The following is a 13,908-nucleotide window of genomic DNA, read 5'->3' as shown; positions in this document are numbered from 1 at the left end:
CGGCGGGGCCGGGTGGGGGGGTCGTGGCCCCGTAGTGTGGTCGTATTGCGGCCGCGGCCGGGGGGGGTCACCCGGGTGACCCCCGCCGTCGCCGTCGTGCCTCAGCCCTCCTGCCCGGCTGCCGGCTCGACCAGCGCCGTCTGCATCAACCGCGCCTTGCGGCGGGCGATGTGGAGGGCCCGGCCCGGCGGCAGGTTCACGGGCTTGGCGTTGCCGAAGAGACGGCCCTCCGTGGGCGGGCAGGAGAGCAGGATCGCGGGGTTGTTCGCCTCGTCCATCCGGCGGATGAGGGCGTCACTCAGGCCCCTGCCCGCACCCATGGCGCTCCGGGCGACGACAACGTGCAGGCCCATCTCGAAACCGAGCGTCAGATGCTCGAAGAGCGGCTCGAAGGGGCTCTGGAACGAGTTGCTCGAGACCATGTCGTAGTCGTCGACCAGGATGAACAGACGCGGACCCGACCACCAGTCGCACGCGCGCATCCGGGCGGGGGCGATGTCCGCTCCGGGGACGCGGGTCTTCATCGCACGAGCGGCGCCGTCGATGGTCTCCTTGAGGTTGTCCAGGGAGATGACGTGCCCGATGCGGTACTCCTCCGGGATGCCGTCCACCAGGGTGCGCCGGTAGTCCACCGCGATGATCTTCGCCTCGTGCGGGGCGTAGCGGGCGGTGATGCCCGCGGTGATCCGGCGCAGCAGGTTGGTCTTGCCGCTCTCCGTGTCACCGACCACGATCAGGTGCGGGGTACGGCTGAAGTCGTGCCACACGGGCTCCAGGGCGTCCTGGTCGATGCCGAGGGGGAGCCGCATACCGCCGCCCTCGGTGGGCTGGGGAGCGGGGAGCTCGGCGAGCGGCAGCCGGTGCGGCAGCATCCGGACCTGCGGTGCGACCGGGCCCGGCCAGTGCCTGGCCACCTCGCCGACCAGGTGGGCGACCCCGTCGCCGAGGTCGTCCAGGGAGCCGCTGCCGTCCAGCCGGGGCAGGCCGGCGAGGAAGTGCATCTTGCTGTCGGCGGTGATGCCCCGGCCTCCGCTGCGCGGCACCGAGCGCGCCTTGCGGGTGTCGATCTCCGAGTCCATCGGATCACCCATGCGCAGCTCCAGGCGGGTCGCGGCCTGGTCGCGGACCTGCGCGGACAGCTCCACCCAGCGGGTGGTGGTGATGAGCAGATGGATGCCGTAGTTCAGGCCGCGTGCGGCCAGTTCGTTGAACTTCGGCACCAGGTCGTCGTAGTCCTGGCGGACCGTGGACCAGCCGTCGACCACCATGAACACGTCGCCGAACGGCTCGTCGGGGAACTCACCGGCGGCGCGGCGCCGCCGGTAGGACTGCATGGAGTCGATGGTGTGGTCGACGAAGAACTGCTCACGGCGGGCGAGCAGCGTCATCACCTCGGCGACGGCCCGGTGCACCCGTTCCGGGTTGAGCCGCGCCGCGACGCCGCCGACGTGGGGGAGCGCGGCGAGCTGGGAGAGGCCGCCGCCACCGAAGTCGAGGCAGTAGAACTGGATCTCGGCCGGGGTGTGGGTGAGGGCGAGTGCCGCGATCAGGGTGCGCGCGAGGGTGGACTTGCCGCTCTGCGATCCGCCCGCGATGGCGACGTGGCCGCCGGCTCCGGACAGGTCCACGACCAGCGGGTCGCGGCGCTGTTCGAAGGGCTTGTCGACCAGGCCGACGGGGACCCTCAGCCTGCCCGTGCCGGACCAGCCCGCGGCGCTGAGGCCGCGCTCGGGGTCGGGGGCGATGCCGGGCAGCAGGGTGTCCAGCGGAGACGGCTCGTCCAGCGGCGGCAGCCACACCTGGTGCGCGGCGGGACCCGAGTCGCGCAGCCGGTCCAGGGCGACGTCGAGCAGGGTCTCCTCGTCCCCGCTCTCCTCGGTCTCCGGCTCCGTGAGGGGCATGGGGTCGAGCGTGCGGGGCACCACCCAGCCGCTGGTCCACGGCACCACCTGGCTGGCCACCCGGGCCTGCACGACGGCGCCGGTGCGACGCCGGTAGGTGCCGGAGGAGTAGGCGGCACGGAAGCGCGTCAGAGCTTCGACACCCGACTTGAGATAGCCGCTGCCCGGCTGGGCGGGCAGTTCGTAGGCGTCCGGCACACCGAGCACGCCCCGGCTCTCCATGGCGGAGAACGTGCGCAGGCCGATCCGGTACGACAGGTGGCTCTCCAGCTGGTGCATCCGGCCCTCGTCCAGGCGCTGCGAGGCCAGCAGCAGATGCACACCGAGCGAGCGGCCGAGGCGGCCGATCATCACGAACAGGTCCATGAACTCGCGGTGCGCCGAGAGGAGTTCGCTGAACTCGTCGACCACCACGAACAGGCTGGGCAGCGGGGTGAGGCCGGCGCCGCCGGCCCGGGCGCGTTCGTACTCCAGGGCTGAGGTGTAGTTGCCGGCGGCGCGCAACAGCTCCTGCCGACGGATGAGTTCGCCGTGCAGGGCGTCCTGCATACGCTCCACCAGGGCGACCTCGTCGGCGAGGTTGGTGATGACGGCGGAGGTGTGGGGCAGCTCCTCCAGGCCGAGGAAGGTGGCGCCGCCCTTGAAGTCGACCAGGACGAAGTTCAGAGTCTCCGAGGAGTTCGTCAGGGCGAGGCCCAGGACGAGGGTGCGCAGCAGTTCGCTCTTGCCGGATCCGGTGGCGCCGATGAGCATGCCGTGCGGGCCCATGCCGCCCTGCGCCGACTCCTTGATGTCCAGTTCCACCGGGCGGCCGTCGACGCCGACCGCGATCGGCACCCGCAGCCGTGCGGAGCCGGTGTGCCGGGCGAACAGGGCCTTGGTGTCGTGCCGGTGCAGATCGGGGATGCCGAGCAGCGTGGTCAGCTCCACGTCGCTGTCCAGCGGCTGCGCGATGTCCGTGCCCAGGCTGATGCGGCGGGAGGCGAGCAGTCGCGCCAGCGACTCCGCGCCGAGCGGGCCGAGCCGGTCCGGCCGGCCGAGCGGCACCGAGCGTTCCTTGCGACTGCGGTCGGTGCGCACCAGGTTCACCTGGTCCGGCCCGACGGTCAGCCGCAGCGTGTTGCGGCCGGGCCGCCAGCGCAGCGCGCCGGAGACGTCCAGCACGACGGCGTTGCGGTAGCCGTGGCCCTCCCAGCGATGCCCCTCCGGGACGGTGACGCCGTCCAGGACGACCACGGTGTACGGCTCGTCACGGCCCGGCCGGGCGTCCGGGTCGAAACCGGGGCGCTCGGCGAACTCGGCGCCGAGCAGGTCGTCCAGCTCGGCGAGGTCGGACGTGATCCGGCGGACCTGCCCGGCGCCGTCCTCCTCGTGCGGATGCAGGGCGTGCGGCAGCCACTTGACCCACTCCCAGTCGGCCCGTCGCTCGTCGCTCACGCAGAGCGCGATCCACAGCTCCTCCGGCGCGTGGAACACGGCGAGCTGGCCGAGGGCGGCCCGCAGCAGAGCGCGTACGGCTTCGTGGGGGGGGGCCCCGCGGGCCCCCCCCCCGGGGGGGGGGACCCCCCCCCGGGTGGGGCCCGGGGGCCCCCCGGGCCCCCCCCCCCCCCCCCGGGGGGCCGCACCCGGGGGGGGGGCGGGGGGGGGCCCCCCCCCCCGCGCCGCGGGGGGTCGCCGCCGGCCCCCCCCCCCCCCCCCCCACGAGGCTGCGGACTCCCCGCCCGGTGTCGTCCCGGGGCGCAGCAGGACGCGCGCCGACGACCGCAGGTAGAGGCCGAGGGGCTGTTCGGGAATCGTGGAGTAGGCGCGGATGAAGCGGCGCAGGGCGTGCGCGCAGAGCGGTTCGAGGTCCTCCACGGGGCGGGTGGACACCGGGTTGAGGGTGAGGGCGAGCTGCTGTTCGCCGACCGCGAGACGGACCTCGCCGAAGTCCTCGTCGGCGGGGCGGCGTTCCCACAGCCGTGAGGTGCGCGCCAGCGACCGCAGCGAGGAGGGCTCCGGATGGCGCCAGGCGAGCGCCCGCTGCTGCTCCACGATGGTCGACCGGACCCGCTTGCGGATCTGCGCCAGATAGCGGAGGTAGTCGCGGCGTTCGCCCTTCAGACGGTGCTTGCGCTCGCTGGAGCGGCGCATCAGCTGACCCAGGAGCATCGCGCCGGCGGACAGCGCCATGACGCCCATCGCCAGGTAGATGAAGACCCCGTTGCCGCCGCCCGGGCGCAGGAACATCAGCATCATCGACACCGACATCAGCGCCATCGGCAAATAGGTCCATATCGCCGAGGTGTCGGGCACCGTCTCGGCGAGGACAGGCGGCTCCTGGAGGGTCAATTGCCCTTCGGGCATCTCGGGACCGCGCCTGCGCGCCGGGCGGCGAAACAGCACCACACTCAAGGAACAGAACCTCCGGTTTCACTGGCTTTCCGGCCCGCGCCGAATACCGGGACACCGGTAGCCGGAAAGACCGCACCGCTCATTTCCGGGGACCCGGGTACGCGGTGAACGCCGGTTGAACGATGTGAGCGGAAAGCGGGGAGCGGTCAGCTCCCCCACCATTCGGCTGCATACCGGACAAGCAGCCCGGTCCCCAGCACGTTCCGGCGAGCATAGGCAGTAGTGTGCATTCACGAAACGCGACCTGTCCACGCGGGAGCGGTGGCTGCCGGTCTCGCGGACGCAATTGCCCTGTCCGACCCCCCTGTTCGGGCCCGTACGGACCTTCCGTACTCTTCGCACTGTCCCGTTCGCGGGGAAGTCCTCCTGTCAAAACCCCCACGGAAGACGAGAGTTCAGCTGATGACCGACAGCGTGGTGGCCGAACTGTGCCGCCTCACCGTACGTGCGCCGGGCGTCTCCGTCGATCTGGCCGTGCCCGCCGACGTGCCCGTCGCCGATCTGCTCCCCACGCTGCTGCGTTATGTCGGCGAGGAGGCCGAGGAAGCCGGACTCGACCACGCGGGCTGGGCGCTCCAGCGGCTGGGTGACGCCCCCCTCGACGAGGAGACGACCCTCGCACGGGCCGGGCTCGCCGACGGGGACGTGCTCTATCTGCGCCCCCACACCGAGGCCCTGCCCGAGGCCCGGCTCGACGACCTGGTGGACGGGATAGCCGACACCGCCGGCCGCAGGCTGCACACCTGGCACCCGGAGGCGGCCCGCGGACTGCTCGTGGGCGCCACGGTGGCGACGGTCACGGCGGCCCTGGTGCTGGTGTTCTGGCCGGGAGCGGCCGGCTCCGGCTCGGTCAGGGCCGCGTGCGCCGCCGTGGCGGGGCTCCTGCTGCTCGCCGGCGCGGGCACCGCCAGCCGCGCGGTCGGCGACCGGCTGTCCGCGACCGCGCTCGGCCTGCTGGTCGCGCCCTGCCTGGCACTGGCCGGCTGGGTGCTGCCCGGCGGTGATCTGACCGGCCCGGACGCGGCGCGGGTCGCGGGCGCGCGGCTGCTCGCGGCGGGCGCGGCCGGTGCGGGCGGCGCCGTCCTCGCGCTGGCCGCCACCGCGGTCGGCGCCCCGGCCCTGCTGGGCACCGCGGTCGTGTCGGTGGCCCTCGCCATCTCCGGCGCCCTGATCGGCTACACGGACCTGCACGTGCCGGCCGCGGTGGCCGTGGTCGCCACGGTGTTCGTGCTCGCGGCCGGGGCGGTGGCACCGTTCGCCTTCAAGCTGGCCGGGATGCGGATGCCCGCCCTGCCCTCCTCCGCCAGCCAGCTCCAGGAAGGCATCGAGCCGTACGCGGGCAGCGACGTCGCCGAACGCACCGAGCTGGCCGGACGCTGGGTCACCGCGCTCTTCGCCGTCACCGGCGTCATCGCGGCGGGAGCCCTGGTCGTCCTCGCCGAGCGCCCGAACCTGCCCGAGGTGCTGACAGCGCTCGCACTGAGCCTGCTGCTGCTCCTGCACTCCCGGGGCCTGGTGCACATCGGCCAGCGGCTGACCCTCGCGGTGCCCGGGATCTGGGGGCTGCTGCTGCTCGCCCGCAGCTGGGCGGTGGACAGCGAGGGCGACGGGCGACTGGTGGTCTTCGCGGTCCTGCTCGGCGCGGCCGCCGCGCTGGTGATCGCCGCCTGGACGGTGCCCGGCCGCCGGATGCTGCCCTACTGGGGCCGGGCCGCGGAGGTGGCGCACACCGGGATCGCGGTGGCGCTGCTGCCGCTCAGCCTGTGGGTGGCGGGACTCTTCGGCTGGCTGCGCGGCCTGTTCGGCTGAACCCCACCGCACTCCGGCACGAGAACGACTAGGAGAGGCCGTGCAGTCCAAACGCGACCAGGTACACGCCCACACCTTCATGATGGGCAGGCTCAGCTCGGGCCTGCTGATGGCCGACCCGGACGCCCCGGAGAGCCCGCTGGGACGCACCACACGCGGCGTGGTCTTCGGCGTGCTCGTCACCGTTCTGGTCGGGGCCGGCGCCACCGTCTACGGCCTGCTGCGTCCCGGCGGCAACGACGCCTGGCGCGATGAGGCGCACCTCGTGGTCAACCGCGACACCGGCGCGCGCTACCTGTGGACCGACACCGACGGCGTGCTGCACCCGGTGCGCAACTACGCCTCCGCCCGGCTCATCGGCGGCGCCGACCTGGAGTCCGTGGACGTCTCCTCGGCGTCGCTGGGCGACGTCCCGGTGGGAGCCCCGGCAGGCATCCCGGGCGCCCCCGACGCCGTGCCCGAGCCCGGCCGACTCGACGACGGTGCCTGGCACATGTGCGTCACGGGCCCGGACGGCGCGCTGCCGGACACCTCCGGCGCCGTGGCGAGCACCGGCGTGGAGAAGCCGGGAGCGACCACCCTGGTGGCCGGGGCGCCGTTGGACGCCGACGGTATCGGCGGCGGTCGCGGAGTGCTGGTCAGGGGGCCCGACGGCACCGAGTACCTGGTCTGGCGGGGCAGCCGGCTGTCGTTGGACCGTGGGTCGGACGCCCGTAACGCCCTCGGTTACGGCTCCGTGCAGCCGATGCCGGTCTCGGCGGCCTTCCTCGACGCACTGGCCCCCGGGCCCGTCCTGAAGCCGCCCGCGGTCGAGAGGCGCGGTGAGGCCGGCCCCGAACTCGGCGGGCAGGCCACGCGGATCGGCCAGCTGTTCAAGGTCAGCGTCCCCGGCGGCGACAGCACCTACCACCTGCTGCGCGAGGACGGTCTGGTGCCGCTGACCCGGCTCGGCGCCGCCCTGGTCCTGGGCGACCCGGCCACCCAGAAGGACGCCTACCAGGGGCGTTCGCCCGAGGTGCGCACGGTGGGCGCCGACGCGCTGCGTGAACACCGGGCCGCGGCGAAGGGCGCCACCGCCTCTCCGGAGCTGCCCGACGCACCGCCCGCGCCGCAGTCCGTGCCGCGTGGCACCGCGCTGTGTGCACAGGTCGACGGCGACGACGGCGGCGTCCGGATCAGGTCGGTCCTCGTGCCGCTGACCCGCCTGGCCCCGGTCGCGGTGTCGGAGGGCACCGCCCAGCCGCTGAAGCCGGCGTGCGTCCCGACCGACGCCACGGTGGTCCGGCCCGGCCGGGGCGCCCTGGTCCGCGCCCTCAACGCCAGCGGTGCCGCCCACGCCGGGACGAGCTACCTGGTGGCGGAGAACGGCGTCAAGTACCGCGTCCCGTCGAAGAAGGCGTTGGCCGCGCTCGGTTACCAGGCCGCGGACATCACCTCCGTCCCGGCGCCACTGCTCGCGGCTCTCCCGACCGGCGCGGACCTCGACGCGGCCGCCGCGGCGGGCGTCGTCGAGCCCACGGTGACCGCTCCGCGGTGCGCCCCCTCCCCGGAGCGGAAGCCGGGCGCGGCGAGCGTCGTCGGGGACAAGGCGGACACCCCGCGCTGATCATGGCAAGGAGTGCATTCGGTGCCGATGAAAGGAAAAGGGCGGGGACGGCAGAAGTATTGAGCCAAAGTCGTCGCCGACAGTGTGAAGTTCGTCGCGTCGTCGGGGAACGGCCTCACGGTGGGAACCTCAAAGAAAGCTCAGATATTTGGGGCCGGTCGTGTCCGCGGAATCCCGGGGAAGCGCCTGCAATGCCGGATACGGCTCTCCGCGATGCCCGTTCGGCTTCCTCCGCTGCCCGCTTCACGCCCGCCTCGCGTCGCCCGCACACGGTTCGCGCGCCGGGTGTCCGGTCGGCGGGAGAGGCTTGTTCATAGCGTTGAAACCTGACCTCAACTCGCTTGCCACGCAAGAATTCCCGGGCGAACCGACCGAAGCTCAAATCTTCCCTGTGCGCGTTGCGCGGAACACCGGCTTCTCTTTAGCCTCAGCGGGCAACCGCGTGACGAGACAGGGCTGAACGAAGGGAGCGCGACATGGCGGACAGTGCCGCGAGGAAAGCGGACTATGCCAAGGGCTTGGGGGGTGTCTCCTCGCTGGAGTCGGCCCGGAACCAGGTCGAGAAGATCCAGAACAACGTCGCCGAGATCGCGGCGCGTTCGGGTGTCGGCGGCGACGAGGGCCAGGCCCTGCTGAAGCTCTTCCGCAGCTGGAACGCCGAGGCGCAGAAGGTCGTCATCCAGATCAGCAAGATGGTCGACGCGCTCCAGGAGAACGTGACCTCCGCCAACCGTCTGGCGCAGGAGAACCAGGACCTGACCGAGATCCTCAACAGCAAGACCAGCCAGGGCGTCTTCGAAGCGCTGCGCTGACCCGACCGGCAGCACCGGCCCCGCCACGCCGAGGCCGGACCCCCTTGAGCTTTCCGGGCCGGCGCCCGGCCGTACGAGAGGAGACGTCATGGCCGACGGCATCATCGACGTGCAGTACCCCGTGGTCCGCAACGCCATCGAGGAGTTGATGGCGCAGACCCAGCAGATCATCACCACCCTCAACAACCTGGAGGACGAGCTCAAGCCGCTCGTCACCTCCTGGGAGGGCTCCGACCAGGAGACCTACCGGCAGGTCCAGGCGGAATGGGACCAGGCCACCAAGAACATGGCCCAGCTCCTCGGCGACAACGGCGAGCTGATCCAGACCATCCACGACAACCACTCCCGCGACGAGCGCAGGAGCGCCGACAACTGGGGGAACGTGCGGGCCCGTTAGGGCATCGCCGGAGCTTCCTCCTCGTCGAGGGTTCGGCGGCGCGGCCCGGCCGTCGTCCGTGAAGGGGGCGTCTGCCGGGCCCCCGTGTCCCCGTCCGGCACCAAGCGTCAGGAGGGCGTCCCATGGCCGGTGAGAAGGCCGACGTCAAGCATTTCGACCTCAAGCAGATGGAGAACTTCCGGGACAACGAGGTACAGCCGGTCCACACCGCCGCGAAGAAGCACAAGGAGCAGGGCGACGGGTCCCACATCCGTCCGCTCGGCCACCTGATCGACGGCTACATCACACCGGACAACCTCGCCCAGGACAATCAACTCCTGCGCATCGGCAAGATGGTGACCGATCCGCTGGTCTCGGGACCGAAGCTGATCGAGGACATCCGCACCGCGGCCGAGGCCATCGACAAGCTGCTCGGCGACCAGATGGACCTCTTCAAGGAGCTGAAGGAGGCCCTCACCGAGACGATCGAAGAGGCCAACAAGACCAAGGACAAGAACCTCGACGCGATCGACGCACAGACACTGCTCCAGACCTTCGACGAGGTCGACACCCTCACCGCCGGCGGCACCGGCGACCCGGACGAAGAGTCCTGACCCCACCGACCAGAAAGGGCGCCACCGGTGGCAGATCGGTACGATCCCAACTCCGTCGCCAATCTCGACAAGTTCGACAACGCCGGCGACCCGTCGACCGACACCTGGGCCACCCTGGTCACCCACATCACCGGCTATCCGGTGCCCGACCGCAACACGATCTTCGACTCCCTCCGCTCCGAACACGGCGGCAAGCTGTTCCGGATGGACATCAAGGAGCGCAGCCTCAGCCTGCTCGTCAAGGACTCCGGGTTCCTGACGAACAAGGGCGAGGACTACGACATCTGGTTCTTCAACAGCGGCAAGAAGTCCTCCATCATGCAGGCCCGGATCGTCTTCGAGGGCCGGGTGAAGGCGGGCGAGGAGATCATCTTCGCCAGTCCCGGATCGGACAACGTCCACGACGCGCAGGTCCGTGAGGGCAACGAGTTCACGGACTACAACAAGGACAAGATGAGCACGATCCCGCTCGCCCGGTACATGAACGGGCCGCGGGCGGCGCTCCTCGCCCTCCTGGGCGGCAACACCGCGGACGCCCGCTTCAGCAACCTGGGTGTGCCCGGGGCCGACGTCGTGGACTTGAACTCCTTCAACACCACCGGGGAGTCCTTCGACTTCGCCGCCAAGTTCTTCAGGGACCACGCGGTCGTGCTGAAGGACTGGGAGGACCGCTTCGGCCGGGACGACGCGAGCTGGAAGGGCGAGGCAGCGGAGGTCTTCCGCAGCCTGCTGAAGAAGATCCGCGAGAACTACGACAGTTACGTCGAGACCTTCGACGAGAGCCCCACGTCCGGCGACGGGACCGGCACCGGTGGCACCGTGTACTCCCGCGCCCTGTCGCTGGGCCGCAAGTACCTCGAGGACGCCGCGAACAAGCTGCTGGAGGCATGGCTCGCCTGGGCCAAATCGCCGTACTACGACCCCCATCAGGTCCTGCGCTACGTCCTGGACGACCTCGCCCAGTGGGTGGACGCGAACAACGTGGCCAAGACGGACATCACGGTGCGCTCCACCCGTGTGAACACGACCGTCCGCCACAGCCCGCAGGCCGGCTTCACCCAGGTGCACCCCGAGTACGGCGACCTCACCGACATCGCGAACTGGGCGAAGGTCGGTGACGCGGCCGTCAAGATCTGGAGCCAGGGCGTCAACGAGTACCTGGGCAAGCCGGCCGCCGAGGTGCAGGCCGGCCTGAACAACCACTTCCTCGACCTGGGCAACGACTTCTCCGACAACGTGCCCAAGCCCAAGTCGACGAGCACCGCCGCGGAGGAGTACCAGGAGAAGAAGGCCAAGGAGGAGCAGGAGGAGATCAACCGGCAGAACGAGGAGAACCGCCGGTACCAGGACGAGCTGCGCGCCGAGCAGGAGCGGCAGCGGGAGGAGGACAAGAAGTACCAGGACGAGCTGCGCGAGGAGCAGAACCGGCAACGGGAGGAGGACAAGCGGCTCCAGGACGAACTCCGCGAGGAGCAGAACCGCCAGCGGGAGGAGGATAAGAAGTACCAGGACGAACTCCGCGAGGAGCAGAACCGGCAGCGGGAAGAGGACAAGCGGCTCCAGGACGAACTCCGCGAGGAACAGAACCGCCAGCGCGAAGAGGACAAGAAGTACCAGGACGAGCTGCGCGAGGAGCAGCGGCGCGAGCAGGAGGAGGCCAAGCGCCTGGCCGAGGAGCAGGCCAAGGCCATGGAGGAGAGCCTCGGGGGCATCAACGACCCCAACGGCGTCACCCAGCAGAATCTCGACGGCCTCGACGACCTGCTGAAGCAGAACAACCCGATCACCGAGAGCCTCGGCGACCTGGGTGACGTGAACGGCCAGGGCGGCGACCAGGAGGCCTTCACGTCCACCCCGCCCCCCGGCATCACCAGTCTGGGCAACCTCGGCGCGGTGAACACGGGACCGGGCAACGCGAACAACTCGAACAACTCGGCCAACGACGCGATCACCGAGAACCTGGGGAACCTCGGCGACCTGAACGCGGGCGGCGGTCCGGTCAAGACGCCCGGTGGTGGCACGACCCAGCTCGACGCTGGCAAGCTCACCACCGACTTCCCGGACGGCAGCAGCACCAGCTTCGACCCGGACAGCGGGGTGCTCACCACCACCCACCCGGACGGCAGTGTCACCACGCAGGACCTCGGCGACGGCACCAGGGTGACCAACCCCGACGGCTCGGTCACCAGCCTCGGCGACGACGGCAGGCTGACGACCACCTTCCCCGACGGCAGCGTGCAGACCGTCGACCCCTCGACGGGGCAGGTCAGCACCACCGACCCCGACGGAACGACGACCACGCAGGACCTCGGCGACCTGGGCGGCCTCAACGGCCGCAACGCCGGTGCGGACCTGGGCGACCTGAGTGACATCAACTCCGACCTGCCCACCCAGTCGGAGACCGACCTCGGCGACCTGGGGAACCTCAACGGCGACCGCGGCGGTCTGGAGACCCCGACCGGCGGCAGCACCCAGCTCAGCGACGGTGACATCGCCACCGACTTCCGCGACGGCAGCAGGATCAGCTTCGATCCGGACAGCGGTCTTCTCACCAGCACGGACGCGGACGGCACCACGACCACCACCGATCTCACCCACGGTGCGACGGTGACCAACCCGGACGGCTCGAAGACCAGCCTCGACAACGGCATGCTGACCACGGAGTTCCCCGACGGCAGCAAGCAGGTCATCGATCCGGACACCGGCGTCGCCACCGTCACCGACCCGCAGGGCAACACCGAGCGGATCGACCTGCACGATCTCAACACGTCCGGAGGCCGGGACACCTCGGACCTCCTCGACGGCCTCGGTGATCTGGAGAGCGGCGGCCTCGGTGACACCGGGGGCGGTACCTCCGTCCAGGACCTGTCGCTCTCCGATCTGGGCGTCGGCGGCGGAGCGGGCGACGGGGCATCCGGCGGGGGTATCGGGGAGAGCCTCGTCACCGCGGACGGTTCCGGTGGAACGGGGGCGGAACCTCTCTCGGACGGCGCCGCCGACAGCGCGGGCACACCGCTCGCCCCGGCCGCGGGAGCCCCGGGAGCGCCCGGTATGCCCGGCAGCCCCGGCATGCCGATGGGCGGCATGGGCGCCGGGGGCATGGGAGCGGGCGGTGACAAGGGCAACGGCGAGCGGGTGCGCGCCGTACTGGTCGACGCCGCCGAGGAGAGCGAACGCCGCAACCGCCGCCGGCGCAGCCCGTGGAACCGCCAGGAGGACGACGACACCTTCCTCGCCCCCGCCTCCCGGGTGGCGACCACCGGCGGAGACTCCCCCGAGGAGGAGACGCAGCCCGGCCGCAACAGGGTCACCAGCTCCGACTACCTGGAGGAGGACGCCGACGTGTGGGGCACCGAAGAGGGCGGCACACCCGCCGTCATCGGACGGTGAACCCCGTACGAGCGCGGCCCGGGCACCACACGGAGACGAATCACACCCTGCCCCCGCTTCCGTGTCGGGGGACTCACCGGGCAAGATCAGCAGGGCAGTTGACGGACCGCCGAGCACGACCGGGCGCACACGGCGACCGGAGAAGGAAGGAGCGGGCGTGACGGAACCGCTGGAGAAGCGCCTCGAGAAGGCGATGGCCGAGCTCCAGGCCGCCCAGGAGGCGGTGGCACGCACCGAACGCGAGCTGCGCCAGGCGTCGTTCGCGGTGCTCTCCTCCGACCGCGCGGTCCGCGCCACGGTGGGCCCCCAGGGCGAGCTGTCCGGGATCGAGTTCCTGGACAACAAGTACCGCGACATGTCGCCCCAGGAGCTGGCGGCCAGCGTTCTCGAGGCGGCGAACGCGGCGCGCCTGAAGATGAACCGCCACGTGATGAAGGCGATGGCGCCCTTCACCGAACCCAGCAGCGGCATCCCGGAGCTGAAGGGCTTCGAGCTGGACTGGGAGCGGATCTTCGGACCCGAGGTGCTCCGCGACGACGACGACGAGGACCCGGGCCGCGACAGCGGGGCCACCCCCGCCTGGCGGGACGCGCTCGGCGAGGACGGGGAGGACTGATGGGACAGCGGTACTACGCCGACCCGAACCGCATCGAGGCCCTGGCCAGGCAGCTCGAGGAGATCGGCACCCTGGCCAAGAACATCACCGAGGAATTCCTCGACGACCTGGCGCCCACGGTCACCTGGCCCGGCACGGAGGGCGAGTTCGCGGAGAAGGCCAAACCGCAGGAGCAGAAGGAGCGCCAGACCACCAAGGAGACCATGATGTCCATCCGCGACGCGGTCGTGGGCATCACCGACGCCACGGTCAGCCAGGTCCGGATGATGAAGGACACCCGCGACCGCCACCTCGAGGACATCGAGCGGGTCGACAAGCGCATCGAGACCGACGGCCTGAACGGTGACGGCCCGGGCGGGCATGGCCGTCGCTGATCCGCGCACCGCAGGC

The 13,908-nt window shown here is 71.3% G+C and carries 9 protein-coding genes; 8 read left to right on the top strand and 1 reads right to left on the bottom strand.

Annotated features, from left to right (window positions below):
* Nucleotides 1-101 precede the first annotated feature (101 nt).
* Entirely contained in the window at nt 102-4,247 is a 4,146-nt protein-coding gene (gene eccCa, locus ACFRAC_RS30275; protein ID WP_382935024.1) for a type VII secretion protein EccCa, read from the bottom strand.
* A gap of 450 nt (nt 4,248-4,697) precedes the next feature.
* Between eccCa and eccD the strand changes: the two genes are divergently transcribed.
* The 8 genes from eccD (at nt 4,698) to ACFRAC_RS30235 (ending at nt 13,892) form a co-directional block, all read left to right on the top strand.
* A complete protein-coding gene (gene eccD / locus ACFRAC_RS30270; RefSeq protein WP_382935021.1) occupies nt 4,698-6,104 on the top strand; it encodes a type VII secretion integral membrane protein EccD in 1,407 nt (468 codons plus the stop codon).
* Between the two features lie 40 nt (nt 6,105-6,144).
* Entirely contained in the window at nt 6,145-7,710 is a 1,566-nt protein-coding gene (gene eccB, locus ACFRAC_RS30265; RefSeq protein ID WP_382935018.1) for a type VII secretion protein EccB, read from the top strand.
* Nucleotides 7,711-8,186: 476 nt separating this feature from the next.
* On the top strand, nt 8,187-8,522 hold the full coding sequence (locus ACFRAC_RS30260) for a hypothetical protein (protein WP_382935015.1): 336 nt from the start codon (nt 8,187-8,189) through the stop codon (nt 8,520-8,522).
* An 88-nt stretch (nt 8,523-8,610) separates the two neighbouring features.
* Nucleotides 8,611-8,919 (top strand): WXG100 family type VII secretion target, encoded by a 309-nt coding sequence (locus ACFRAC_RS30255; RefSeq protein WP_062672674.1) that lies wholly within the window; start codon nt 8,611-8,613, stop codon nt 8,917-8,919.
* A gap of 122 nt (nt 8,920-9,041) precedes the next feature.
* The gene (locus ACFRAC_RS30250) at nt 9,042-9,512 is read left to right on the top strand and encodes a type VII secretion system-associated protein (protein WP_382935010.1); all 471 of its coding nucleotides are present in this window, start codon (nt 9,042-9,044) and stop codon (nt 9,510-9,512) included.
* A 27-nt stretch (nt 9,513-9,539) separates the two neighbouring features.
* The gene (locus ACFRAC_RS30245; protein ID WP_382935006.1) at nt 9,540-12,902 is read left to right on the top strand and encodes an AAWKG family protein; all 3,363 of its coding nucleotides are present in this window, start codon (nt 9,540-9,542) and stop codon (nt 12,900-12,902) included.
* A gap of 157 nt (nt 12,903-13,059) precedes the next feature.
* Nucleotides 13,060-13,518 (top strand): YbaB/EbfC family nucleoid-associated protein, encoded by a 459-nt coding sequence (locus ACFRAC_RS30240; RefSeq protein ID WP_382935003.1) that lies wholly within the window; start codon nt 13,060-13,062, stop codon nt 13,516-13,518.
* Nucleotides 13,518-13,892 (top strand): hypothetical protein, encoded by a 375-nt coding sequence (locus ACFRAC_RS30235; protein ID WP_382934999.1) that lies wholly within the window; start codon nt 13,518-13,520, stop codon nt 13,890-13,892. Before ACFRAC_RS30240 ends, ACFRAC_RS30235 begins: the two co-directional genes overlap by 1 nt.
* The last annotated feature ends 16 nt before the right edge of the window (nt 13,893-13,908 follow it).

This window comes from Streptomyces sp. NPDC056628, assembly GCF_042792555.1.
GTDB lineage: Bacteria > Actinomycetota > Actinomycetes > Streptomycetales > Streptomycetaceae > Streptomyces.
Note: the sequence above shows the minus strand (reverse complement) of the source record. Positions and strands in the feature narration are given on the sequence as shown.

Bases quoted from the DNA above. Each gene is read 5' to 3' on its own strand.
- eccCa (WP_382935024.1), bottom strand. From the start codon at position 4,247: ATGCCCGAAGGGCAATTGACCCTCCAGGAGCCGCCTGTCCTCGCCGAG.
- eccD (WP_382935021.1), top strand. From the start codon at position 4,698: ATGACCGACAGCGTGGTGGCCGAACTGTGCCGCCTCACCGTACGTGCG.
- ACFRAC_RS30260 (WP_382935015.1), top strand. From the start codon at position 8,187: ATGGCGGACAGTGCCGCGAGGAAAGCGGACTATGCCAAGGGCTTGGGG.
- ACFRAC_RS30255 (WP_062672674.1), top strand. From the start codon at position 8,611: ATGGCCGACGGCATCATCGACGTGCAGTACCCCGTGGTCCGCAACGCC.
- ACFRAC_RS30250 (WP_382935010.1), top strand. From the start codon at position 9,042: ATGGCCGGTGAGAAGGCCGACGTCAAGCATTTCGACCTCAAGCAGATG.
- ACFRAC_RS30235 (WP_382934999.1), top strand. From the start codon at position 13,518: ATGGGACAGCGGTACTACGCCGACCCGAACCGCATCGAGGCCCTGGCC.